Genomic DNA, 24,433 nt, shown 5'->3' with positions numbered 1-24,433 from the left:
TCTGCTTCTGTTTCCGACGGGCAGATGAACTTTGTTCGTATTTGGAACAGATGCCCGGCCAGACATTTACGTAGCCGATCTCCGCCACCTAAGGTTCCTGCCCGTGACGATCCCCCTTAGCCAGCCGCTGCGAGCTGCTTCGATCACCGAGGCGTACGCGCGGTTCTGGAAGAAGTACGCGACATTCTCGGGTCGCGCCAGCCGCACCGAGCTGCTCTGGCCGATGCTCGTGAACCTTCTGATGCTCATCGTCGTCGTGCTGGCGCGCAACGACGTGGTGAGCCTCGTGATCGGTCTCTACACGCTGGTCGCGTTCGTGCCGACCATCGCGCTCGGCGCGCGGCGGCTGCACGACATCAACCGCTCCGGCTGGTGGCAGCTGATCCTGGTCGTACCTGTGGTCGGCGACATCGTGCTCGCGGTGCTGTGGCTGACCTTCCCGAGCCCCGAGGGCGTAAAGTACGACCTGGCCGCATGACCGATCGCAACCCACTCGCCGGTCTCGGGGTTGTCCCTGAATGGCAGGCTATTCGCATGAAGTCCCTCGCAGGAGCCGCAGCGAAGCGGCTCGCCTACGAGACCGTTGGCTGGCTGCTCGTGGTCCTCGGCATCGCCGCGATGGTGTTGCCCGGCCCCGGCCTGCTGATGCTCTTCGCGGGTCTGGCGGTGCTGTCGCGGCAGTACGCCTGGGCTCGTCGCTATGTCGAGCCGGTGCGGCTCCGGGCGCTGCGAGGCGTGGCCGAGGGTGTCGAGACGTGGCCGCGCATCGTGGCCTCGACCCTGGGGTCACTCTCCATCGGCGCCGTCGGCGTCGTCTTCCTGATCAACCCGCCCGCGCCGCACTGGTGGCCCCTCGAGGCGTCCTTCTGGCTCCTCGGCGGCGACTGGACCGGTGTCACGCTGTTGGGGTCGTGCATCATCGCCCTCGCCATCCTGGGCTACTCCTACCGCCGCTTCCACGGGCACCCCGACGCCCGTCACCAGCTCGACGAGGACATCGAGCACACGGGTGAGATGAACAAGGTCGCCTAACGTTTGCTCCATGAACTCTCGGAGCATGTTCGCCGGTTGCGTGATCGCTGCTGTGCTCGCCGTGACCGCTGGCTGCGGGAACCCTCCTCAAAAGGCGTTCGACGGTAAGACCCTCGCCGTCGGTCAGACACTTGTCGAGGGATACGACCCGACTGCCGATCGTCCGCTCTCGGTGTACGTGCCCAGCGGCGCCCTGATGCTCCGGCTCCAGGATCAGACGTCCTATCTTGATGACGGTTCGGAATACACCTTCGACGACATCGAGGCTGCCGACGGAGCCGAACTGATCGGCATCGAGTGGGAGATGGACGACCTCTCCGTCTATCCGGGAGATGTCGGTGAGGCGCTCATGGCGACGTACCAGACCGATCTCACCGAGCAGGTGACCAGCGGCGGGATGGGCCTGGTGCGCCTGACGGTCGTCGCTGACGGCCACCGCATCCGGTTGCCGAGTGACGAGCCGACGGACAAGCGGTCCCGCGCGGTCGTCGGCGTGCCAGCGGGCTCGTCCCCGACTTTGGAGGTCGACTACGACGGCGAGACGCAGGTTGTCGATCTCGTGACCGGCGACGTCGAGCCAGGGAGAGCTGACCCGCTTGAGGCACTCGCCGGGCAGCCGACCAAGGATTCGTGGCAACGTGGTGAGCGCGTCCGCTGCCCCGCTGAGGGTCAACCAGACCTGGCCGAGGTCGGCTTCACGTGTGGTGCGAGTCCTGCTTTGGAGCTGCCCTACGTACGTGGACTCGGCTGGGCCGATGAAGCCAACCCGTACGTCCTGTTGGATCTCGATCTGAGCGTCGCGGGAGTCAGCCAGAGCGAGGCTGGCGTGCGCCGTCTCGTGGTCACGCTGGACGGCGACACGGCGGTGAGGACGATCGACTACGGCTGGGGCGACATCCTCGTCTTCAGCGCCAAACCGAACTTGCATCACCAGATCCGGATCAAGGGCAGGCTTGCTCCGAGCGCTGGCGGTGCCATCGTCGACAAGGAGCTGGACGTCGAGACCTGGCGTCTTCGGTGAGACCTCTCATTACAGGGCGAACGAAAATTCGTTCGTCCCCGTAGTCCTCTGGACAACATAGACCGCCGGCCTCATCCACGATCTTGCGGCGTGTGGACAAGGCCGGCGATTCAGCTGCGGGTGTTCGTCCGACTAGGCCTTGCGGCCGTTCTTGTCAGCGCCGGAGCCATCACTCTGCGGCGGGTTAGGGGTCCAGCCGCGGGCCGCGTTGGGATCCAGGACGTCGCTCGCCGTCTCGGTCCAGTCGTCGGAGTAGTCGGCCTGCCAGTCCTGGTTCTGGCCGTTCCTCTTGTCGTCCTTCTTCCCGCCGCGGCCGCCGGCACCGCCAGCTCCGCCGCGTCCGCCACGGCTACCCGCTCCCGTCGCACCGCCTCGGGCGCCGCGCCCACCAGCGCCGCGAGCACCTGCTCCGGCACCAGCGCCGCGTGCGCCGGCCCCGGCACCAGCTCCGCGAGCTCCGGCGCCAGCTCCGCCACCCGCGCGGGCACCGGCGGCACCGGCCCTGGCGGCTGCCGACCTCGACGTCGCGCTGGCCGTCGCTGCCTTGGCAGACGCTCCGGCCGCGAACTTGTTGGCAAGCGCCTTGGCCACACCAGCACCGAGCAGAGCCCCTCCGCCACCGATCGCGAGCGCGGCCATGCCACTCGTCCCGCCCCCAAGCGGGGCGAGCCCGTCAGCCGTCTCGACCATCGCGTACGACGTCGAGGGCGCCGGCGACCCGTCGGCGTTGACCCACTGGGTGCCGTTCCACTCAGGCGTGTTCTCAGCCTTCGCCGCCTCGATGTTCGCCTTCTCCTGGGCGATCAGCTCGTGGCCCCAGCCTTCGGGGTAGAGCGTGCCGGAGTTGTACTTCGCCATTCGGGCTTGGGATGCCGCGATCGCGCTGTAGGAGCCAGGGGATGAGGCGCTCGCGGGTGTGCTGTTGCTTTCGGTGTTCGGCTCGTCGGTGATCGCACGTACGGGAGGTTCAGCGTTGTAGTTGCTCTCGTCGATCTGCTTGATCTGCTGAGCTGCTGCTGCCTCGGCCTCGGCGATCGCCTGCTCGCGGGCTGCGTGGGCGGCACGGTCTGCTTGGAGAGCCTTCTGGTTCTGAGTCGCTTGTGCCGCGTCGACCCCAGTGCCGGATTGGGCGTACTTCGAGTCCGACGGGTCAGGCGCCGGGCCGTGCGTGGCCGGTAGGGACGCCTCCAGTTGATCGTGAATTCTCTGCGCGTTCCGCGTGGTGGTCTGAGCCTCGCCCAGCGCCATGACAGCCGCATCCAGCTGCTTGACCTTCTCGCGGAGCCTTTTAGCAGAGTCTCGGAACGCGTTGGTCGCGGCGGCGGTCGTTTCTGACGTTTCCTCGAACGCTCGGGGCAAACTGTCCGCCGCGTCGTTGAGATTTCTTGCGACCTCTCGAAGAGCGTCGCGAGCATCGGCCCACTGCTTGATACGTGCGTCGACCTCGTCCGGGTTAGCCCGCGCGATGTACTCCTTGAGCACGATCATCATCGTTCCTTTGACGCCAGCCATCTGTCAGCCCTCCTGGTCCTGGCCGTACTCAGAGCGAGAGGCGATCTCCTCGAGTGCCTCAGTCGACAGCGGGAAGAAGGGCAACTGCACGTCTGGGAGGTTGAGGCGTTTGTCTTTCGCCAAGTTCTCGAAGAACGGCTTCTTGATCAGGTTCTCGGCTTCGTACATCTGCTTACGCAGATCAGCCGCTGCCTGGTCATCGGCGTCCTTGATCGCCCGCGCGGCCTCATCGAGGCCGTCCACGAACATGACCAACGCTTGGTTGGTCTCCGAAAGGGTCGAGTTGATCCGCTCTGTGGCGACGTTCATCAGCGTCTCAAGCCCTCGAGCACTCGCGCTATCACCGAGATGTCCAGAGGTCGGCTTGTCGACGTGAACCTTGTAGATCTCGTCTTTGGAGTCCATTAGGACTTGCTTGATCCTGTTGACCAGCGTCTCGTCGACTCCGGTCGATTGTGGACCTGCCATGTCGGCCTCCCCGAGTGATGTTCTTTGCGGTACCCAGAGTGTAAACACCTGCTTCGTCGCCGTCACCGCCAATCCGGCACTGGCGACCCACTACTCTGTCCGGCATGACTGCATCTCGGACAGGCACCGCCGCCCGCCGCTCCTTCGCAATCCTTGGATCAGTTGTCCTCGCTATTGCTGTTGGGGCCTGTGGAAGTTCCAGCGGCGAACCGGGTGGAACTACTTCATCGCCAGCGGTCGAGGAGTCCGCGACGAGCTCGGAGTCGCCTGCGGGGTCCCAGGTGGCGGAGATTAATGGCGCCCAACTAGCGGCTCCTGCTGGTTGGGAGGTCGAGAAGGCGCAGTCGTCGAGGATCACCATCAGTGCGCCCAAGGACGATCTCGGCTATTCGCCTGGTTTCGCGCTCTTGGATGCGGACATCACGCTCTCCGAAGACACCGAAGCCCTCGCCGCCGACACGTTGCAGCAGCCTGGGGCGAAGCGTTTGGCCGATGCCGAGTTTGGTGGTGTGAAATTCTTCCACGTCCGAGAAGGAAACGACACGAACACCATTGACACCTACGGTGCGGTCATCGATGGCTCGGCGGTCACCGTTACGTGGACGTTCCTCAACGACCTGGCCAGCCCGAAGCAGATCGATGAGCTGGTCAACCAGGTGATGCCGTCGTTCAAGTTCGAGGGCTGAACTCGAGGGCTACTGGATCAGGCGGTAGAGCGTGATCGTCGCGTCGAATGTGTCGGTGTCCTTCGGAGTCGTGAAGAGATAGCTGCCCGCGAGGCCAACTTCGTTGTCGCGGGTCTCGAAAGGCAGTGGCTCCCCGACCGGGTTCGACGTGTCGTCGAGGAAGGTCCAAGGGTCGAAGAAGTCGTAGGCCAGGACGTGGTCGTTGGCGACGACTGGCGACAAGAGGTGAGTTGCCGCATCGTAGTTCTGCCGAACTGGTGCGTCCGCACCGTCGGCCAACCAACCGATCTTGTCCTGGCCACGGCCGTTGACGTCCCACACGACACCATCTCCGGCAGGGAAGATGCGGTCGGTGTTGATCCGCCCGCCTGCGGGAAGGGCTGGGTGTTCGCGTTTGTTGAAGCCGACCTTCTTGGCTCCCGTCTCGAGCGCGTAGACGCCCTTGTTCGGGTCGATCTTCTTCGGATCGATGTCGTCGCGGTCGAACATCACCCAGTCCTTGGAGATGCCGAAGAGATTCGTACGCCACTTGGTCTGCCACATCGTCTTGCCCGTGGTCGCGTCGACGGCAGCGAACGGCGACCCATCCTCGGCCGTGGCATCGTCGGGCAGCGTACGGGCCAGAACGACTCCGTTCGAGACGGAGATGGCGAAGAGGTTCTTTCGCTCCCAAGCGACCTCACCGGTGGATGCGTCGAACGCCTGCGTTGTGCGGAAGTGGGTGCGCTTGGGCTCGCCGTCCATGGTGTTGCCCGTGTACTCCTCGATGGTCTGGATGATCAGACGGTCGTGCGCGCCGACGAACTGTCGCTCGACCGTGATGTCTTCGCGGTCTACAACTTGCTTGTAGGGCTTCGCCCACCTGACCGTCAGCGTGGATGGGTCGATGCTGGCGACCCCAGTGAGCCTGGCCGATGTTGCGTTGCTACTGCCGCGAAAGCCGACCACCACTTTGCCGTCAGCGGCGTACAGCGCGGGATCCGACGTATCGACGATGGCCTGGTACTTGGTGAGTTCACGCACCGCGAAGAACCTGTCGACGGGCATCTCCCAAATCACTTTGCGGCTTGGTATGTCGACCGCTGCCAGCCACTCGCTGTCGGCGTACTCGTCTGGATCCATCCTCTCGGGCGCGTGTTCCTCAGCTGCTTCCGGGAGCAGGCCGGTACGGATGAGCGCGGTGTCGCCGACGATCTCGAACTGTGTGCTCACATCGATCTTGAAACCGAGATCGTTCAGCGTCCAGAGTGGCTGATAGTACGGAGATTCGCCCGGCTCAAGAGTGGGAGGAACCGACGACTGGGCGGTGCTCGGACTCTTGCTGGGAGCGGATGACGGCGTAGTCGAGAGGCCGCATGCCGAGAGCGTCAACGCGATGGCGATGATCCCGAGACGAATCTTCATGGCGACCAATATCGCCGATGGTGGCTGTCTTCCGGAGGCTGGACACGCTCGTCGCCTGTCGCTGAGCCCTGAGGATTCCTGTCGGCGGTGCCCGATAGGTTGCGGTCTGTGGTCGTACATCTGCACCGCGCGCCGCGGACCGATCTGCTCGCCGACTCGCTCGGCGAGCTGTTGTCGGTGCCGCTGGGGGATCCGTTCGCGACGGAGGTCGTGGTGGTGCCGGCGCGGGGGGTGGAGCGGTGGTTGTCGCAGCGGCTGGCGCATCGGCTGGGGGCCGCGGATGGGCGGGCAGACGGGATCTGTGCGGGGGTGGACTTCCGGACGCCGTGGTCGCTGTTCGCCGAGATCGCGGGCACGGGGGATGAGGATCCCTGGGCGCCGGAGTCGCTGACCTGGCCGGTGCTGGCGGCGGTCGACGCGTCGCTGGACGAGCCGTGGGCGAGGCCGCTCGCGCAGCATCTGGGGCACGGGGATGCGAGTGAGGAAGGCGTACGTCGACGGGGGCGGCGGTTGGCGCTGGCCCGGCGGTTGGCGCGGTTGTTCGCTGCGTACGCGGACCAGCGGCCCGTGGTGGTCGCCGACTGGAGTGCGGGACGGGACACCGACGGGCTCGGGAGAGAGATCGCCGAGGATCTGGCATGGCAGCCGCCGTTGTGGCGCGCCGTTGCCGGGCTGGTCGGCGGGCCGACGCCGGTGGAGCGGCAGGCGGCTACGATCGCGCGGCTGAAGGAGGCGCCGGGGGAGTTCGAGCTGCCGGAGCGCGTCTCGCTGTTCGGCCACACCAGGCTGTCGGCGACCGACGTCGAGCTGGTCGCGGCACTGGGGGAGCACCGGGAGGTGCATCTGTGGCTGCCACATCCCTCCGAGGCGTTGTGGGAGGCGCTCGCGGGACTGGACGGGACCGTCGCGCGGACGGCGGACCGGTCGCACGATGCCGTCGGACATCCGTTGCTCGCGACGCTGGGGCGGGATACCCGGGAGCTGCAGCGCTCGTTGAACGCGTTCCAGGGGGAGCCGATCATCGATGGTGCGCTCGGCACCGACGACCGGCTGCTCGGGTGGCTGCAGGCCGACATCCGGGGCAACACGCTCGGAGAGAGCGCCGAGCGGGTGCTCGATCCGGGCGACCGTTCGATCCAGGTGCATGCCTGCCACGGCGAGGCGCGGCAGGTGGAGGTGCTCCGCGAGGTGCTCCTCGGCCTGCTCGAGGACGACCCCACCCTGGAGCCGCGGGACGTACTCGTGATGTGCCCCGACATCGAGACCTTCGCGCCGCTGATCGAGGCCGGGTTCGGGCTGGGGGAGATGACCGGGGAGACCGGCCACCCCGCCCACCGGCTGCGGGTGAAGCTGGCGGACCGGTCGCTGACGCGTACGAACCCGCTTCTCGACGTGGCCACCAGACTGCTCGACCTGGCCGGTGGTCGGGCGGGGGTCAGCGACGTACTCGATCTTGCTCATCTCGACCCGGTGCGGCGCCGGTTCGGGCTGAACGACGACGCCCTGGAGCAGCTCGAGGAGTGGGCCAAGGACGCCGGGATCAGGTGGGGTTTCGACGCGGAGCACCGTGAGCCCTTCGGGCTGGAGACGTACGTCGCCAACACCTGGCGCTTCGGGATGGACCGGATCCTCACCGGGGTGGCCATGTCCGAGGACTCGGCGACCTGGCTCGATACGACGCTGCCGTTGGACGACGTGGGCAGTGGCAGCGTCGAGCTGGCGGGGAAGTTCGCCGAGCTCGTCGACCGGCTGGTGGAGGTGACCGACGAGCTCGCCGGGGTGCACCCGCTGGAGCACTGGCTGAAGGTCATCGAGGAGGGCGTCGCCGCGCTGACGTCGGTCTCCACCAACGACGAGTGGCAGTCGGGCCAGGTGACCCGAGAGCTGTCCCGGGTCAGGGACGCCGCCAAGGGCCACGAGGTCGACGAGCTGCGGCTCCCGGACGTGCGCGCGCTCCTGGGGGCGCGGCTGGCCGGGCGGGCGACGCGCGCCAACTTCCGCACCGGAACGCTGACGGTGTCCACGCTGGTGCCGATGCGGTCGGTCCCGCATCGGGTGGTCTGCCTGCTCGGCATGGACGACGGGGTCTTTCCGCGGGTCGGGATCACCGACGGGGACGATCTGCTGGCCCGCAACCCGCAGACCGGGGAGCGCGACCTGCGAAGCGAGGATCGGCAGCTGTTCCTCGACGCATTGCTGGCGGCGACCGAGACGCTCGTGGTGACCTATACCGGGGCGAACGAATACTCGGGACAGCCACGGCCGCCCGCGGTGCCGCTGGGGGAGTTGCTGGACGCGTTGGACGCGACCGCCGTCTCCGCAGACGGCAGACCGGTCAAGGAGGTCGTGACGACCAGGCACCCGCTGCAGCCGTTCGACCCGCGCAACCTGACACCTGGGGCGCTGGTGGCGGGGCACTCCTTCTCCTTCGACAGGGCCGCCGAGGCCGGTGCTCTCGCTGCGGTGTCCGACCGGGTCGAGCCGCCGGAGTTCCTGCCGGCCCCGCTGGCCCCGACCGCCGCCGCAGACGTGACGCTCGAGGAACTGCTCGCCTTCTACCGTGCGCCGGTGCGCGCGTTCTTCCGTGACCGGCTGGAGCTGGCGCTGCCCCGCGACGACGACCCGCTCTCCGACGGGCTGCCGGTCGAGCTCGACGGGCTCGGGCAGTGGTCGGTGGGCGACCGGCTGCTCCACGACCTGCTCGCCGGGATGTCGGAGGAGCAGGCCACCCAGCAGGAGTGGCGGCGCGGCGTACTCCCTCCGAAGTGGCTCGGCTGGCGCATCCTCACCGACGTGATCACCAAGGCGAAGCCGATCGCGGCCGAGGCGCTGCGGGTGCGGCAGGCCGGCATCTCCACCGGGCAGGCGCGGGCCGTCGACGTCGAGGTCGATCTCGGCGACGGCCGACGGCTGACCGGCACGGTCCCCCAGGTCTACGGCGACCGGCTGGCTCCGGTGACCTACTCCCGCCTCGGTGCCAAGCAGCGGATCGAGTCGTGGGTGCAGCTGGTCGCGCTGGCCGCCTCCGACGAGGACCGCGCCTGGAGCGCGTGGACGCTGGGCCGCCCGGGCAACTCCAGGTCGCGTACGCCGTTCGGGCTCTCCCAGCTCGGGCCGCTCGACCACACCGCGATCGATGTGCTGCGTGACCTGGTGCGGTTGCGCGACCGAGGGCTGTCTGCGCCGCTGCCGCTGCCGCTGAAGACCTCCCTCGCCTACGCGCGCCAGCGGCGCACCCAGGCCGGCGTCGACGACGCGCTCTACAAGGCCGGCTGGGAGTGGAACGACGGACGGTTCGAGGGCGAGGAGTCCGACGTGGAACAGGTGCGGGCCTGGGGTGCGAAGTCCGGGATCCCGGGACTGGGCGACCCGCCCGAGCCCGGTGAGGAGTTCGACGGGGAGACGTCCCGTTTCGGGGCGCTCGCGATGCGGGTCTGGTCGCCGCTGCTCAAGGCGGAGCAGGGGAGCTGGTGACCATGGACGGATTCGACCTGACCGGACCGCTCCCGACCGGCACGACCCTGATCGAGGCCTCGGCCGGCACCGGGAAGACCTTCACCATCGGCGCCCTGGTCACCCGCTACGTCGTCGAGGGGGTGGCGACGCTCGACGAGATCCTGGCGATCACCTTCGGCCGCGCCGCCTCCCAGGAGCTGCGTGACCGGGTGCGCTCCCACCTGGTCGAGGCCGAGCGGGCGTTCGCGGAGGCCGTCCGCGGGCAGCTTCCGACCCCGCTCGACGCCCACCTCGAGCTGTTGCTGGATGTGTCCGACGAGGAGATTCGGGTACGCCACGAACGCGTGCGCGACGCACTCGCCTCCTTCGACGGGGCGACGATCGCGACGACCCACCAGTTCTGCCAGCTCGTGCTGCGATCGCTGGGCGTGGCCGGTGACACCGACGCCGGCGCCGAGCTGGTCGAGTCGCTCGACGAGCTGGTGGTGGAGGTCGTCGACGATCTCTACCTGAAGTGGTTCGGCGAGGCCCGGGAGCGCCCGCCGTTCGACCGCGACGACGCGCTCGGGTTGGCGCGCACCGCGGTCGAGGACCCGCAGTCGGTGCTGGCCCCGGCGCCTTCTGAGGATCTGGTGGCAGGAGCTCGGGTGCGGTTCGCCGAGGCGGTGCGCGACGAGGTCGACCGGCGCAAGCAGATGCGCGGCGTCCTCTCCTATGACGACTTGCTCTCCCGGCTCGCGGTCGCGCTGGAGGACCCCACCGCGCCCGCGCGGGCGCGGATGAGGCAGCGATGGAAGATCGTGCTGGTCGACGAGTTCCAGGACACCGACCCGGTGCAGTGGCAGGTGCTGTCGCGGGCCTTCGAGGGCCACGCGACCCTGGTGCTCATCGGTGACCCGAAACAGGCGATCTATGCCTTCCGCGGCGGCGACGTCTTCACCTACCTGGCCGCCGCCCGGACCGCCGAGACCCAGGCGACGCTCGGCACCAACTGGCGCAGCGACGCGCCGCTCGTCGAGCGGCTCCAGGTGGTCCTGCGAGGTGCCGCGCTGGGCTCTCCCGAGATCGTCGTCCACGACGTGCAGGCCCACCACGCAGGGTCGAGGCTGGCCGGTGCCCCGCATCCGTCGCTGTTCCGCATCCGTCGCGTCGGCCGCGGCGGCTTCAAGCTCACCCGCGGCAAGATGATCACCGCCGGTGACGCGCGCACCCACATCGCCCGCGACCTCGCTGGCGACGTCGCCGAGCTGCTCGGCTCCGACGCGACCTGGTGCGATCGCCCGGTCCAGGCCGGGGACGTCGCGGTCATCGTCGCGATCCGCTCCCACGGGCTCCTGGTCCAGCGCGTGCTGCAGGAGCTCGGCATCCCGGCGGTGATGGCCGGCGGCGGTGACGTCTTTCTGACGCCCGCAGGCGAGGACTGGCTCGCGCTGCTGCAGGCGCTCGACTCACCTCATCGGACACCACTGGTGCGGGCGGCCGGGCTGAGCGTCTTCTTCGGCTACACCGCGACCGAGCTCGACGCGGGCGGCGAGGCGCTGACCTCCCGCATCGCCGACACCCTGCGAGGCTGGGCGCTGCTGCTCCGCGGCCGAGGCGTCGCCGCCCTGATCGAGGCGGCGGAAGAGCGCGGGCTCACCGCGCGGGTGCTGCGGCGCACCGACGGGGAGCGGCTGCTCACCGACGTACGTCATCTCGGGCAGCTGCTCCACGACATCTCCGTGCGCGACTCGCTCGGGCTGCCGGCGCTGCTGGCCTGGTTCCGCGACGAGCGGCGGCGTTCTGCCGCGGCCGAGCGGCCGCGGCGGCTCGACTCGGACGCCGCGGCGGTGCAGATCGTGACGGTGCACGGCTCGAAGGGGTTGCAGTACCCGATCGTCTACCTGCCCTTCGCCTACGACTTCTTCGTGCGCGACCCGGACGTCGCCCGCTTCCACGACGCCGACGGTCAGCGGACGATCGACGTCACCCGTACCGGTGCGACCTGGGCGGCGAACGTGGAGCGCCACAAGGCCGAGGAGCTGGGGGAGGAGCTGCGTGATCTCTACGTCGCGTTGACCCGCGCCCAGTCGCAGGTCGTCGCCTGGTGGGCGCCGACGGCCAACACCGCCACCGGTGGACTCCACCGGCTGCTGTTCGGGCGAGGTCCTGGCCAAGCGGTGGTTCCTGACAACGTCGCTGTGCCGAGCGACGAGGACGCGGCGAGTCTGCTGAGCAATGTCGCGCGCCACGGCGGTCCGGTGGCCGAGGAGGCTGTTCCGGTGACAGCAGCGCCCACGGTGCGAGAATCGCCGACCGGCGTGCTCGCCGCGCGGGCGTTCACGCGCGAGGTGGACGCGGAGTGGCGGCGTACGTCCTATTCCGGGCTGATCCGGGTCGACGAGGGCGTCACGGCGACCTCGGAGCCGGAGGTCGAGGGCAAGGACGACGAGCCGATCGCCGAGGACGTCGATCTCGTCGAGACCCCCGCGGCGGAGGAACATCTCTCGCCGATGGCCGAGCTGCCCAAGGGCGCCGGGTTCGGGTCGCTGGTCCACGCGGTCCTGGAACACACCGACCCGCAGGCCCCTGATCTGGCCGAAGAGCTGCTGACGAAGACCCGCGAGCAGCTGCGCTGGTGGCCGGTGCCGGCCTCCGCGGAGGACCTCGCGACAGCGATCCTGCCGCTCAACCTGACCTCGCTCGGTCCGCTGGCCGACGGGCTGACGCTGGCTCAGATCCCGCTGCGCGACCGGCTGCGCGAGCTCGACTTCGAGATCCCGCTCGCCGGCGGCGACGGCCATGGTGCGCCGGACGTGCGTCTGCGCGACCTAGCTCCGCTGCTGCGGGAGCATCTTCCGGCGGACGACCCGATGGTGACGTACGCCGACCGGTTGGAGACCCCGCCGTTGGGCGACCAGGCGCTGCGGGGCTACCTGACCGGCTCGGTGGACGTGGTGCTGCGGCTGCCGAGCGGCCGGTTCGTCGTCGTGGACTACAAGACCAACTTCTTGGGGGTGGAGGCGATGGACTACACCCAGCCGAAGCTCGCCGAGGCGATGCTCCACTCCCACTACCCGCTGCAGGCGCTGCTCTACTCCGCGGTGGTGCACCGCTTCCTGCGCTGGCGCCTGCCCGGCTACGACCCCGACGCCCATCTCGGCGGGGTCCTCTACCTCTACGTGCGCGGGATGCTCGGTCCGGACACCCCGGTCGTCGACGGCATCCCCACCGGCGTCTTCACCTGGCAGCCGCCCGCGTCCCTGGCGGTCGCCCTGTCCGACCTGCTCGACCGAGGAGTCTCATGATCGAGCGCTGGGAGTCCGACGATCCGTTCGACGCACGGCTGGCCCGGTCCGCGACCGGCCTGTTGGCGTCGTTCAACAAGGAGGGCGTGCTGACCGCGGCCGACGTACACGTCGCGACGCGAGCCGCCGCCCTCGCGGGAGAAGAGCGTGACGAGGTGCGGCTGGCGGTCGCGCTGGCGGTCCGCGCGGTCCGGCACGGGTCGGTGTGTGTCGACCTGGCCGCGCTGCGGGAGACCGAGGAGACGCTGCCCTGGCCGGCCGCTGACGGTTGGCTGGAGGCGGTCGCCGACAGCCCCCTGGCCGCGCAGTCCCTGGTGCAGGTCGAGGACGGCCTGCTCTATCTGGACCGCTATCACCGTGAAGAGGGACAGGTACGCCACGACCTGCTCGCCCGCCTGGCCTCGCCCCGACCGGTGGCCGATGAGGCCCTGCTCGAGGCGAGCGCGGCTCGGCTCTTCCCGGGGGAGGGCTACGCCGAGCAGCGCGCCGCAGCGCTCGCCGCGTCCCGGCAGTCGACGACGGTGCTCACCGGCGGACCCGGGACCGGAAAGACGACGACCGTCGCCGGGCTGCTGGCGCTGCTCACCGAGCAGTCCGCGACCCCGTTGCGGGTCGCGCTGACGGCACCCACCGGCAAGGCGGCGGCACGGCTGCAGGAGGCGGTCGAAGGCGCGCAGCTCGCGCCGCAGTTCACCGACGCCGACCGCGCCCGACTCAACGGGCTGACCGCCTCGACCCTCCACCGGCTCCTCGGTTGGCGACCCGGCTCGTCGACGCGGTTCAAGCACCACCGCACCAACCGGCTGCCCCACGACGTGATCGTCGTCGACGAGACGAGCATGGTGTCGCTGACGATGATGGCCCGGCTGCTCGAGGCGGTGCGCCCGGAGGCGAGGCTGATCCTCGTGGGCGACCCCGACCAGCTCGCCAGCGTCGAGGCGGGGGCGGTGCTCTCCGACCTCGTCGCCGGGCTCGCCGTGCGCTCGCCCGATGCCGTCGCCGCTCTCCGCATCACCCATCGCTTCGGTGGCGCGATCGGCGCCCTGGCCGAGGCGCTGCGAGTCGGCGACGCCGACGCCGCTCTCGACGTGCTGAAGTCCGGCGACCCCGCGGTCGAGCTCGTCGACCCTGCCGACGAGACCGCGATGGCGAGCGTCGAGCGCGACCTGGTCACCCACGCAGTCGCCCTTCACGAGGCTGCGCTCGCAGGCGATGCGGAGCGCTGCGTACGCATGCTCGACGAGTCGCGTCTCCTCTGCGCCCACCGCGACGGTCCCTGGGGCGTCGCCCACTGGAACCGGCAGATCGAGCGCGGCCTCGCCGAGACGACCGGTGAGGCGCTCGGGATCGGCTGGGGCCACGAGTGGTACCCGGGCCGGCCGGTCCTCGTCACCGCCAACGACTACGGTCTCGGTCTCTTCAACGGCGACACCGGCGTCACCTACTCCGACGCCGCCGGCGACCTCCGCGTCGCCATCGCCGGGGGCGCGACCTACGCGCCGTCACGCCTCGGCGACATCGAGACCCTGCACGCGATGACCGTCCACAAGTCCCAGGGCAGCCAGGCCAGGTCCGTCACCGTCCTGCTCCCGCCCGACGACTCGCCCCTGCTCACCCGCGAGCTCTTCTACACCGCGGTCACCCGGGCCCAGGAGCGCGTACGTATCGTCGGCACCCCCGACGCCGTCACGGCAGCGATCACCCATCGGGCCCAACGCGCCTCCGGTCTCCGCCAGCGCCTCGGCCACGACTGACCCCCGCCGAGGCGAGGGTCAGGAGCGGGCGATCGAGGTGGCGAGGGAGGCGAGGTGGCCGAGGCGGGCGAGCTCGGAGTCGAGGAAGTCGGGGCCACCGCGGCGGCCGATGATGACGATCTCGTTGCCGTCGATGCGGGCGCCGGCGAACATGTTCTCGTCCTCACCCTCGACCTCGATCCGCTCGGGGCGGTCGAGCTCGATGAAGGGGACGTTCTCGGGTGAGCCGTCGGTCGCCCGAGCGATGCCCTTGACGCGGTGGACGCGGATCGCCCAGTCGGCACGGAACGTCAGCGGCAGCACGTCCACGAGCCGGTCGAGCGCCTCGTGGGCGTTCTCGGTGAGATCCTCGACCGCCTCGAGGTCCAGGAAGAGGTTGCCGCCGGCGGCGTAGCGGGAGATCCAGACGACGTGCACGCCGTCGAGCTCGTTGCACGCCGACACGATGGAGTCCGGCATCGTCCCCGGTTGGGTCTCGAGGAGCACATCGTCGACGGCGAGTCCCTCGGCCTTGTTCTTCTCGACGATCTCGATCGCCTCGATGTCGCCACCGGCTTCACCGATGGCAGAGGCGAGGCGACCGAGAGAACCCGGGACATCGGGCAGCTCGACGCGTAGCAGGAACGGCATGGCCATAGACCCTAGCGTCGTGAACCGACAGTCGTAGCACTGTCCCGGTTACGCACCGGTCAATTGGTGACCTGTCAGTCGGCCGGCTCCAGCAGGAAGAGCGGGAAGATCCGGGACGTGTTGGGCTGGTAGTCGCCGTACGTCGGCCAGGTCTTCACCGCGTAGTCCCACCACTCCTCGCGCTCGGCGCCGGAGAGCTCGCGGGCGACGTACGCCTCCTTGGTGCCGCCGTCCTGGAGCACCATGTCGGGGTACTTGCGGAAGTTGGCCACCCAGGCCGGGTTCTTGTCGCTGCCGCCCATCGAGGCGACGGCGAGGTAGCGGCCGTCGCGCTCGACCCGCATCAGCGGCGTCTTGCGGATCGCGCCGGTCTTGGCGCCGCGGTTGGTGATCAGGATGATCGGCTTGCCGTCGCGCTCGAGGACGTTGGCCTCGGCGCCGTTGGAGGCCTCGAACGCGGCAACCTGCTCGCGCACCCAGTCGGCCGTGCTCGGGACGTATTCACCTTGCAGTTCGGTCATGCCCACTACAACGCCACGGCACGGCACCTATTCCGAGGGGCCGGGATCAGGCGAGGGCCTTGTCGATCTCGCGGTCGAGATGCGACTTCGGTCGCGCGCCGACCAGCTGGAGCACCGGCTTCCCGCCCCGGAAGAGGAGCATCGTCGGCACCGCCATGACCCGGTAGTCGGCGGAGGTGGCCGGGTTCTCGTCCTGGTTGAGCTTCACCACCCGCAGGCTCCCGACCCGCTCCGCGGCGATCTTCTCGAGGATCGGTGCGAGCTGACGGCAGGGCGGGCACCACTCGGCCCAGATCTCCACCAGCACGGGCGTGTCGGACATGAGTACGTCCTCGACGAACCGGGCATCGGTGATGTCCTCGATCATGGCGGTCTGACTCATCGCTTCTCTCCTGGTCGGTTCGGTTGATAGGACTCGGCTTCGTGCAGCAGCCCGGCGAGCTCACCCCGCAGGGCGGTCAGCTCGGTCACCCGCCGGTCGATCTCGGCGATGCGCTGCCGATAGGCCTCGAGCGAGGCCGGGCACAGGTCGGCACGGTCGTTGCCGGCGCGCAGACAGTCGACGAACGGAAGCGTCTCCTCGGCGGTGAGACCGAGCGAGAGCAAGGCGCGAATCTCGCGCACCACCTGCACGTCCACCTCGGCATAGTCCCGATATCCGTTGCCTGCTCGTCGTGGCGTGAGCAGCCCACGTGACTCGTAGTAGCGCACGGCTTTCACCGTCACGCCGGCCTGATCCGCGAGCTCCTTGATCTGCACGCCTACGACCGTAGACCTTGACCCTGGGGGCAAGGTCAAGCCTGCGATCAGCGGGCCGGATAGCCTCACCCTCATGAGTGAGCGCCAGCGAACGACAACAAGCCTCATGCGGCCGAGGCCGTACGCTTCTCTTCCTTCAACGGACTCGGCCGCATGAGCGCCATCGAGGGAGTCTCCGACACGTTCGACCCGAGCCGCTGGGACGAGGTGCCCGGCTTCGAGGATCTGACCGACCTGACCTATCACCGGGCCAAGGAGCACGGCACCGTACGCATCGCCTTCGACCGTCCCGACGTGCTCAACGCCTTCCGCCCGCACACCGTCGACGAGCTCCTCCGCGTGCTCGAGCACGCCCGCACCTCCGCCGACGTCGGCTGCGTCCTGCTGACCGGCAACGGGCCCTCCGAGAAGAACGGCAAGTTCTCCTTCTGCACCGGCGGCGACCAGCGCATCCGCGGCAAGGCCGGCTACCAGTACGAGGAGACCGACGCGTACGCCGCCGGCCGGACCGGCGCGGAGGAGCCCACCCCGATCGACAAGGCCAAGCTCGCCCGCCTGCACATCCTCGAGTGTCAGCGACTGATCCGCTTCATGCCCAAGGTCGTCATCTGCGTCGTCCCCGGCTGGACCGCCGGCGGCGGCCACTCCCTGCACGTCGTCTGCGACCTCACCCTCGCTTCCGCGGAGAACGCCCGCTTCAAGCAGACCGACGCCGACGTCGGCTCCTTCGACGGCGGCTACGGTTCGGCCTATCTCGCCCGTCAGGTCGGCCAGAAGTTCGCCCGCGAGATCTTCTTCCTCGCCGAGGAGTACTCGGCCGAGGACGGCGTACGCATGGGCACCGTCAACCGCGCCGTCCCGCACGCCGAGCTGGAGGAGGTCGCGCTCGAGTGGGGCCGCAAGATCAACGGCAAGTCCCCCACCGCCCAGCGGATGCTGAAGTACGCCTTCAACCTTCTCGACGACGGCCTCGTCGGCCAGCAGATGTTCGCCGGCGAGACCACCCGCCTGGCGTACATGACCGATGAGGCCCAGGAGGGCCGCGACCAGTTCCTGGAGAAGCGCGAGCCCGACTGGTCGCCCTACCCCTGGTACTACTGATCTGGCGCGTTTGTGCTGTTCAGAGGCCTGTTGGGCCCGGGTGTGTGGCAAGAAACGTGGTCGAGCATCGACTGCCGGGTATTCAGCGCGCGCTTCTTGCCACGTTCAGGAAGCATGAGCCCATGAGGTCCAGCGAGCCGGATGCACGGGCCAGCCTCGAGGCGAAGGTCCGGAGTCTGGTGGGTCGGCGAATCCTGGGCGTCGACTACTGGGACATCCACAACTTCAGTCCCGAGCCCGCGCGCTGGGACTACGGCGACTGGCACCACGCGGTCATGGGTGTTCAGCTCTCGACGGATGTCGGCCCGGTCACGGTGACCTGGACCAACACGTTCCACCCGTACGGCGTCGAGGTCTTCGACGACCCGATCGAGCGGCACCTCGTACTCGGAGAGTTGGGACCTGAGCGAATCGGCCCCGACAGCGACGCGCGATGGGCACCCTTCCTGGACAGTCCCGTGCGGAAGGCAATGACTTGGTGGGACCGGCTCGAACTTGGTCCGGCGACCTTGTCGAGCGGGGAGGTCGTCGAGCCTGCGCGTGCGATTGATGTACCTACTGCGCTCCGTCTGGACTTCGACGCTGGTCGCGTCTGGCTGGCTGCCGCCATTCCGCAGCCACCGTCCATGGAGGGCGTGTTCATCCCGGGTGATGAGATCATGGTGGTCTTCGCGGCCGAGAAGATCCGGGACATGGGCTACGACGACCCGGGGTTCACAGCAGTTCGGGGATGACCGGCTTCGTGCGTGGAAATTCCGATCGGTCGACAACGACTTCGCTGAGGTCTGGCTGGCCCGGGCCGAGGCGATCACGATCGGGAACATCACAGAGCGCAGAGAGTTGGTGCCCTTGGGTTTGCGCGGGCCGCATCAGATCTTCGAGCGGCTCGCTACCCAGATCGGCGCGGTCGCCCAATCGTTGGACAGCCGTCGGCTCGGGCGACCGGCCGTGCGACCGTGTCAGCCCTGATCCGGCAACTACCCATGATGAGTTCGGTGAGTTCGTCTGGGGGTTCTTGCCGACTTCGACGAGTCCGGCCTGAATGAGTGGAGAACGAGAGACCGAAGCGCTTCCCAATGCGCTCGTCGCGATAGCGCATGCGGCCCGACTCAGCCATGAGGCGATTTTCTCAAAATGGGTCGCGGCTCTTCCGGCTGCGGCATACTGGCGCCATGACGTCGCCTGACCCCTTGGTCGAAGCTGCTCGCCTATACGATGAGTATGTCGACGTGGCGCAGATTTCCACGCTCACGGAGCTGGCTCGGGCCACCGAAGCCGTTCCAGCAGAGCCGCGCTGGTACGGCGCACCGCCGGCCGGGCTAGTCCTGTGTGACTGATGCCTTCGTGGAACGACTTGCTGGAGGAGTTCAGCAGTACACCGGATCCGCAGAAAAGCCAGTGGATCGAAGATCGCCGGGCTGAGTTCTTCGGAGGAGTCAGCCGGCACCAGGGCGGACGAAACGTCATCTTCTACGGTGCCGCTTTCCTGCAGAAGCAGGCTCCGGCACCAATGGTTTCCATCACGCATGAAGACATCAACGGGTTCATGAGTGTGATCTACGGGATGGACTGGTCCAAGGGGCTGACGCTCCTACTGCATACACCCGGCGGTAACCCGAACGCTGCGCAAACCATCGTTGAGTACCTGCGCTCGAAGTTCGCCAGCGTCGAGGTGATCGTTCCTGCGCTGGCAATGTCGGCTGGCACGATGATCAGTCTTGCGTCGGACAAGATCACGATGGGGCGGCAGAGTCAGCTGGGACCGATCGATCCTCAATTGACCGTTGGTGGTCGAACGATGTCCGCCCGTGGGGTGGTTGATCAGTTCACGCGCGCCTCCGCGGAGATCCTGAAGAACCCAGCAGCGGCCCACGTCTGGGCACCGATCACGCAGAGTCTCGGCCCGGCTCTCCTCGCGGACGCGCAGGCGGCGCTCGACTATTCGGAGACGATGGTGGCCGAATGGCTGTCGCGGTGGATGTTCAGCGGCGACGCGGACGCAGTCGCCAAGGGCAAGGCCGTCGCGAAGCATTTCAACGATGCCTCGACCCACAAGAGCCATGGACGTCGTATCGACCTAGCGGAAGCAGTTGCTCAGGGGCTCACTGTCGAGAAGCTTGAGGATGATCAGCCGCTCCAGGAGCTGGTGCTCAGCGTCTACCACCTGATGACGATCCTGTTTGAGCACAGTCCCGCGACGAAGTTGATTATGGGATCTAATGGCCACAACTGGATGAAGAACCTGGCGCCTGGGGAGGCGGCTTAGTTCAACTTCGCGTTGGGCAAGGTCCTGCGTAGCAAATGTGGCAGAAGGGTCGTCAGTAACCGTCGAACACCAGCGCCATCAAGCACGTTTGCACAGTTCAGTGTCATACTGCCGTCATCTACCACCAATGGCGGCTGAGTCTGCCGCCCTGCCCCTGGTACTACTGATCCTCGTTAGCCGGCCAGCGCCGCGGTGAGCTGAGCCGCCAGCCATTCCTCGTAGCGGGCGCCGGTCCAGCCCGACCTCCGCACCAGCCGGTCGTACACCTCGGGTGAGGTGAGGGTCCAGACGACATCGACCACCTCGTCGAAGGAGCGGGTGGAGGGGAGGTCGCCGCGGTCCGCCAGGCCTCGAAGTCCGTTGGCGTTGCCGGTGCGGCGCTCGGTGTCGATGGTCGTCACGAACTCCTCCAGCACAGCGTCACCGCCAGGTCCGTGGGCGAGGATCACCCCGAGCAGCGGCCCGACCCGGTCCCAGATCATCCGGCACCAGGCGGCGTACGCCCTTGCGTACGCCGCCGGATCGGTCGCTTCGACCACGGCCTGGAACTGAGGCCGGTCGCTCATCGGCGTCGGGTCGTCGTCGCCGGCGAGCAGGACGTCGTACACCGCCTTGACCACCTCGGCCTTGCCGCCGACGGAGTTGTAGACGGTCTGCGGACTGACGCCGGCTCGCTGGGCGAGCTGCGGCACGGTCATCGCGAAGAAGCCGTCGGCGAGCAGCAGCTCGCGAGCGGTGTCGAGGATCCGTGCGCGGGTCAGCTTGGCCTGCTCGGCGCGCCGGGCGGTGTTGTACGGCCTCTTCCCTGGGGAAGCAGATTCCATTAGAGTCCAATTCCATTGGATTGTTGTTCTAGCGGAAGGATCATAACCATGTCCACGACCGCCCTGTCGCGCGCCCTTGCCGTCTTCGATGCGATCAACTCCGGTGACCTCTCCTGCCTCGACGACGCGGTCACCGCCGACTTCGTCGACAACGGTTCGCCCATCCCGCTCCCGCCGGGACCGGAGGGATACCGACAGATCCTCACCGTCGTGCACGACGTGCTGCAGATCCGCTACGTGATCGAGGACTCGTTCGCGACCGACGACCGTGTCGTCATCCGCGCGCTCGCTCATGGCGTGGGGGTCGATGCCATCCACGGCCCGGGCGCGGCCGGAAAGGCGTACGTGATGCCGACGGTCCACATCTACCGGGTGGAGGACGGCCGGCTCGCCGAGCACTGGGGTGTGCGGGACGAGTACGGCGCGCGGATCCAGCTCGGCACCGCGACGGCACCGATGTTCCCCGCGCCCGAGCCTTCGTAAGTCTTCTGTCGGAACTCAGCTGGGCAGGGCGGCGAGCTCGCTCAGCTCACGCTGATAGGCGCGGTAGGTCTCGCGGAGGGAGGCTGCTGGCCAGCTCGGCGGGCGCAGCTCGCGGGGGAGGAGCGGGTCGGCGCTGAGGTGGCGCACGATCGCGGCGGCGGTGGCGAGCCGAAGTGCGGGCTCCGGGGTCGAGGCCAGGCGCTCGAGCAGGTGCTCGGCCTCGCGCGTCCATCCGGCCAGATCCCACAGAGATGCGGCGAGGTCACGCGGATCCTGCTCCGGCATCGAGGTGAAGGTCCGGAGCACCGGGTCCGAGAAGTGCGGGCGCTGGAGGTTGGCCGGCCGGGTCCAGACGCCTTCGCGCAGCTCGGCGAGCCGGTGTGCCTTGAGCGCATCGCGCAGGACGGCACGCTCGGGGCCGGGCCGGCCGGTGGTGACGACGACGGCCATCTCCCAGGAGCCGTCCCAGGGCTTGTCGGCCACGTGCACGGCCTCGTCCTGGTGCACCTGGCGCTGGACGAGACGCTCGCCGAGCCGGTAGCCGGCGTCGGTCCGCGACAGGTCGCCGTCCGAGACGGCTCGGGCGGCCGCGACCCGCACGGTGGCTGGTGCGATGCCGAAGAACTGGCCGGCGCGGGCGAGGTCGGCGGGGGTCAACGGGTTCGGGTGTGCGCCGAGCATGAGGCTCAGGATGGTGGAGCGGGCGGAGAGCGGAGCCGGTTCGTCGCGCGCGGTAGCCACCTGGACATCCTCTCATGCAACATTCATAGACACGGTTGTCGCAAACTATGTAACATCATGATCATGACCAGCACGCCCGAGGCCCACTCCACCCATGTGGTCACCAACCAGGTCCCACCGCTGGTGGGTCACAACACGGCCGGTGACCCGGTCCTGCGGGAGGGGCTCGAGCGGGAGGGTGCCGCGTGGGCGCTACCGGAGATCGACGAGCTGGGCCGCCTCGCCGGCACCGCCGAGGCGCAGGACTGGGGCCGGCTCGCCGAGCGGGTGCCCCCGCGTCTGCACACCCATGACCGCTATGGCCATCGGGTCGACGAGGTCGAGTACGTCCCGGCGTACCACCAGCTGATGACGACCGCGGTCGAGCACGGCCTCCACGCCGCCCCCTGGTCCGATGACCGTCCCGGCGCCCACGTCGCGCGGGCCGCGAAGTTCTACGCCTGGAACGTCGACGCCGGTCACGGCTGCCCGATCTCGATGACCTACGCGGTGGTGCCTGCCCTGCGTGCCAACCCGGAGCTCGCCGCACGGTTCGAGCCGCTGCTGACCAATCGGACCTACGACTTCGGCCTGCGCGACCCCGAGACGAAGCGCGGCCTGATCGCGGGCATGTCGATGACGGAGAAGCAGGGCGGCTCCGACGTACAGGCCAACACGACCACGGCGACCGAGCAGGCCGACGGCACCTACGTCCTGCGCGGGCACAAGTGGTTCACCAGTGCGCCGATGAGCGACCTGTTCCTCACCCTGGCCCAGACCGAGGCCGGCGTCTCCTGCTTCCTGGTGCCGCGCGTCCTGCCGGGCGGCGAGCGCAACGCGATGCGGTTCGTGCGCCTGAAGGACAAGCTCGGCAACAGGTCGAACGCCTCCTCCGAGATCGAGTACGACGCCGCTGTCGGCTGGCTCGTCGGCGAGGAGGGCCGCGGGGTGCGCACGATCGTCGAGATGGTCAACATGACCCGCCTCGACTGCGTGATCGGCTCCTCGGCAGGGATGCGCACCGCGCTCACGATGGCCGCGCACCACGCCCGTCACCGCAGCGCCTTCGGCAAGCTGCTGATCGACCAGCCGGCGATGCGCAACGTCCTGGCCGACCTGCAGGTCGAGTCCGAGGCGGCGACGACCGCGATGCTGCGGCTGGCGGGCGCCAACGACCGGGCGATCCGTGGCGACGAGGGCGAGGCCGCGCTGCGTCGGATCGCGCTGGCGGTCACCAAGTACTACGTCTGCAAACGGGCGCCGTTCATGGTCAACGAGGCCTTGGAGTGCCTGGGCGGGAACGGCTACATCGAGGACTTCGACGTCGCGCGCATCTACCGCGAGATGCCGCTCCTCTCGATCTGGGAGGGATCGGGCAACGTGGCGGCGCTCGACGCCCTGCGCGCGCTGGCGAAGGAGCCGCACACCCTGGACGCGTTCCTGGCGGAGGCGGAGCTCGCCGCCGGTGCCGATGCCCGCTACGACGCCGCGCTGGACCGGTTGAATAAGGAGCTCACCTCCTTCGACGACCTCGAGCTCCGGGCTCGGCGGATCGTCGAGCAGCTGGCCCTGGTCTTCCAGGGCTCGCAGCTCCTGCGGCACGCACCCGCTCCCGTCGCCGACGCGTTCTGTGCCTCGCGTCTCGGCCGGGACTGGGGCGGCGCCTTCGGCACGCTGTCGCCACGCGGCGACCTGGACGCGATCCTCGAGCGGGCACTCCCGGCATGACGGTCGATGTCACCAAGGACGGTCCGGTCACGACGATCGCGATCAACCGCCCCGACGTACGCAACGCCGTCGATCGGGTGACCGCGGAAGCCCTGGTGGCAGCGTTCGAGGAGTTCGACGCCGATCCCGACGCCGCCGTCGCGGTGCTGCACGGCGAGGGCGGCACCTTCTGTGCCGGGGCCGACCTGAAGGCGGTCGCGGGCGGGGACCCCAACCGGTTCGAGCCCGACGGGGATGGCCCGATGGGTCCCACGCGGATGCGGCTGAGCAAGCCCGTCATCGCCGCCGTCGCCGGTCACGCCGTCGCCGGTGGCCTGGAGCTGGCGATCTGGGCCGACCTGAGGGTCGTGGAGGAGGATGCGGTCTTCGGCGTGTTCTGCCGGCGTTGGGGCGTACCGCTGATCGACGGCGGCACCGTCCGGCTGCCACGCCTGATCGGCACCAGTCACGCCATGGACCTGATCCTGACCGGCCGTCCCGTCGGCGCCGAGGAGGCGCTACGGATGGGGCTCGCCAACCGCGTCGTCCCGCCCGGCCAGGCCCTCGCGGCCGCGCAGGACCTGGCCCGCCAGCTCGCCGCGTTCCCGCAGACCTGCCTGCGTCACGACCGGCTCTCCGTGCTGGAGCAGGAGGGGCTGAGCGAGCAGGAGGCGCTGGCTGCGGAGTACCGTCAAGGCGTCGTCTCGGTTGCCACCGACACCGTCGAAGGTGCCACCCGGTTCGCCGGTGGAGCCGGACGCCACGGGTCTTTCGACGCCGACTGACTTCGGCGGATCCAGGG

Annotated in this window: 21 protein-coding genes and 1 pseudogene; 13 read left to right on the top strand and 9 right to left on the bottom strand. The window is 68.6% G+C overall.

Features of this window, described 5'->3' with window-relative positions:
• Positions 1 to 103 precede the first annotated feature (103 nt).
• From ACIA03_RS03705 to ACIA03_RS03695, 3 genes are read left to right on the top strand one after another with little or no spacing between them, the layout of a single operon-like run.
• Entirely contained in the window at positions 104 to 478 is a 375-nt protein-coding gene (locus ACIA03_RS03705) for a DUF805 domain-containing protein (RefSeq protein ID WP_396979355.1), read from the top strand.
• A gap of 56 nt (positions 479 to 534) precedes the next feature.
• Positions 535 to 1,032 (top strand): PGPGW domain-containing protein, encoded by a 498-nt coding sequence (locus tag ACIA03_RS03700; RefSeq protein WP_396979353.1) that lies wholly within the window; start codon positions 535 to 537, stop codon positions 1,030 to 1,032.
• Positions 1,033 to 1,042: 10 nt separating this feature from the next.
• The gene (locus tag ACIA03_RS03695) at positions 1,043 to 2,053 is read left to right on the top strand and encodes a hypothetical protein (RefSeq protein ID WP_396979352.1); all 1,011 of its coding nucleotides are present in this window, start codon (positions 1,043 to 1,045) and stop codon (positions 2,051 to 2,053) included.
• A gap of 132 nt (positions 2,054 to 2,185) precedes the next feature.
• Here ACIA03_RS03695 and ACIA03_RS03690 read toward each other — a convergent pair whose 3' ends face one another.
• Positions 2,186 to 3,565: a hypothetical protein gene (locus tag ACIA03_RS03690; protein ID WP_396979350.1), complete on the bottom strand. Its 1,380-nt coding sequence runs from the start codon at positions 3,563 to 3,565 to the stop codon at positions 2,186 to 2,188.
• 3 nt (positions 3,566 to 3,568) lie between these two features.
• Complete coding sequence (locus ACIA03_RS03685) at positions 3,569 to 4,099, bottom strand: hypothetical protein (protein WP_396979348.1); 531 nt, start codon at positions 4,097 to 4,099, stop codon at positions 3,569 to 3,571.
• Positions 4,100 to 4,314: 215 nt separating this feature from the next.
• Here ACIA03_RS03685 and ACIA03_RS03680 point away from each other — a divergent pair, with 215 nt between their 5' ends.
• A complete protein-coding gene (locus tag ACIA03_RS03680) occupies positions 4,315 to 4,719 on the top strand; it encodes a hypothetical protein (protein ID WP_396979346.1) in 405 nt (134 codons plus the stop codon).
• A gap of 9 nt (positions 4,720 to 4,728) precedes the next feature.
• Here the strand turns inward: ACIA03_RS03680 and ACIA03_RS03675 are convergent, their stop codons facing one another.
• Positions 4,729 to 6,123: a PQQ-binding-like beta-propeller repeat protein gene (locus ACIA03_RS03675; protein WP_396979344.1), complete on the bottom strand. Its 1,395-nt coding sequence runs from the start codon at positions 6,121 to 6,123 to the stop codon at positions 4,729 to 4,731.
• A gap of 108 nt (positions 6,124 to 6,231) precedes the next feature.
• Between ACIA03_RS03675 and recC the strand changes: the two genes are divergently transcribed.
• The 3 genes from recC to recD are packed head-to-tail and all read left to right on the top strand — an operon-like array spanning position 6,232 to position 14,620.
• Positions 6,232 to 9,597 (top strand): exodeoxyribonuclease V subunit gamma, encoded by a 3,366-nt coding sequence (recC, locus tag ACIA03_RS03670; RefSeq protein ID WP_396979342.1) that lies wholly within the window; start codon positions 6,232 to 6,234, stop codon positions 9,595 to 9,597.
• A 2-nt stretch (positions 9,598 to 9,599) separates the two neighbouring features.
• Positions 9,600 to 12,866 (top strand): UvrD-helicase domain-containing protein, encoded by a 3,267-nt coding sequence (locus tag ACIA03_RS03665; protein ID WP_396979883.1) that lies wholly within the window; start codon positions 9,600 to 9,602, stop codon positions 12,864 to 12,866.
• The gene (gene recD, locus ACIA03_RS03660) at positions 12,863 to 14,620 is read left to right on the top strand and encodes an exodeoxyribonuclease V subunit alpha (protein WP_396979340.1); all 1,758 of its coding nucleotides are present in this window, start codon (positions 12,863 to 12,865) and stop codon (positions 14,618 to 14,620) included. The genes ACIA03_RS03665 and recD overlap by 4 nt, the downstream gene beginning before the upstream one ends.
• Before the next feature lie 18 nt (positions 14,621 to 14,638).
• Here the strand turns inward: recD and ACIA03_RS03655 are convergent, their stop codons facing one another.
• From ACIA03_RS03655 to ACIA03_RS03640, 4 genes are all read right to left on the bottom strand, one after another.
• A complete protein-coding gene (locus ACIA03_RS03655) occupies positions 14,639 to 15,250 on the bottom strand; it encodes an amino acid-binding protein (protein WP_396979338.1) in 612 nt (203 codons plus the stop codon).
• 74 nt (positions 15,251 to 15,324) lie between these two features.
• Positions 15,325 to 15,771 (bottom strand): nitroreductase family deazaflavin-dependent oxidoreductase, encoded by a 447-nt coding sequence (locus ACIA03_RS03650; protein ID WP_396979336.1) that lies wholly within the window; start codon positions 15,769 to 15,771, stop codon positions 15,325 to 15,327.
• Between the two features lie 46 nt (positions 15,772 to 15,817).
• Positions 15,818 to 16,153 carry a thioredoxin gene (gene trxA, locus ACIA03_RS03645; protein WP_396979334.1) on the bottom strand — a complete coding sequence of 112 codons (336 nt, stop codon included), beginning with the start codon at positions 16,151 to 16,153 and terminating at the stop codon, positions 15,818 to 15,820.
• Positions 16,150 to 16,530 (bottom strand): MerR family transcriptional regulator, encoded by a 381-nt coding sequence (locus ACIA03_RS03640; protein WP_396979332.1) that lies wholly within the window; start codon positions 16,528 to 16,530, stop codon positions 16,150 to 16,152. Before ACIA03_RS03640 ends, trxA begins: the two co-directional genes overlap by 4 nt.
• A 153-nt stretch (positions 16,531 to 16,683) precedes the next feature.
• Between ACIA03_RS03640 and ACIA03_RS03635 the strand changes: the two genes are divergently transcribed.
• The 3 genes from ACIA03_RS03635 (at position 16,684) to ACIA03_RS03625 (ending at position 19,897) form a co-directional block, all read left to right on the top strand.
• On the top strand, positions 16,684 to 17,631 hold the full coding sequence (locus tag ACIA03_RS03635; protein WP_396979330.1) for a 1,4-dihydroxy-2-naphthoyl-CoA synthase: 948 nt from the start codon (positions 16,684 to 16,686) through the stop codon (positions 17,629 to 17,631).
• 56 nt (positions 17,632 to 17,687) lie between these two features.
• Positions 17,688 to 18,365, top strand: coding sequence for a hypothetical protein (locus ACIA03_RS03630; RefSeq protein ID WP_396979328.1), 678 nt, complete (start codon positions 17,688 to 17,690; stop codon positions 18,363 to 18,365).
• A 602-nt stretch (positions 18,366 to 18,967) separates the two neighbouring features.
• The gene (locus ACIA03_RS03625; protein ID WP_396979326.1) at positions 18,968 to 19,897 is read left to right on the top strand and encodes a hypothetical protein; all 930 of its coding nucleotides are present in this window, start codon (positions 18,968 to 18,970) and stop codon (positions 19,895 to 19,897) included.
• 617 nt (positions 19,898 to 20,514) lie between these two features.
• Here ACIA03_RS03625 and ACIA03_RS03620 read toward each other — a convergent pair.
• Positions 20,515 to 20,721: pseudogene (locus tag ACIA03_RS03620) on the bottom strand (TetR/AcrR family transcriptional regulator); the annotation flags it as partial.
• A gap of 48 nt (positions 20,722 to 20,769) precedes the next feature.
• Between ACIA03_RS03620 and ACIA03_RS03615 the strand changes: the two are divergent.
• Positions 20,770 to 21,204 (top strand): ester cyclase, encoded by a 435-nt coding sequence (locus tag ACIA03_RS03615; protein ID WP_396979324.1) that lies wholly within the window; start codon positions 20,770 to 20,772, stop codon positions 21,202 to 21,204.
• Between the two features lie 15 nt (positions 21,205 to 21,219).
• Here the strand turns inward: ACIA03_RS03615 and ACIA03_RS03610 are convergent, their stop codons facing one another.
• Positions 21,220 to 21,945, bottom strand: coding sequence for a PaaX family transcriptional regulator C-terminal domain-containing protein (locus ACIA03_RS03610; RefSeq protein ID WP_396979322.1), 726 nt, complete (start codon positions 21,943 to 21,945; stop codon positions 21,220 to 21,222).
• Between the two features lie 63 nt (positions 21,946 to 22,008).
• On the opposite strand from ACIA03_RS03610, the gene ACIA03_RS03605 reads away from it, so the two are divergent.
• Positions 22,009 to 23,652, top strand: a complete 1,644-nt coding sequence (locus ACIA03_RS03605) for an acyl-CoA dehydrogenase family protein (protein WP_396979320.1) — start codon at positions 22,009 to 22,011, stop codon at positions 23,650 to 23,652.
• The gene (locus tag ACIA03_RS03600; protein ID WP_396979318.1) at positions 23,649 to 24,416 is read left to right on the top strand and encodes a crotonase/enoyl-CoA hydratase family protein; all 768 of its coding nucleotides are present in this window, start codon (positions 23,649 to 23,651) and stop codon (positions 24,414 to 24,416) included. The genes ACIA03_RS03605 and ACIA03_RS03600 overlap by 4 nt, the downstream gene beginning before the upstream one ends.
• Positions 24,417 to 24,433 lie beyond the last annotated feature (17 nt).

This window comes from Nocardioides sp. NPDC051685 (genome assembly GCF_044453405.1).
Lineage (GTDB): Bacteria > Actinomycetota > Actinomycetes > Propionibacteriales > Nocardioidaceae > Nocardioides.
This window is presented reverse-complemented; position numbering and strand designations above follow the sequence as displayed.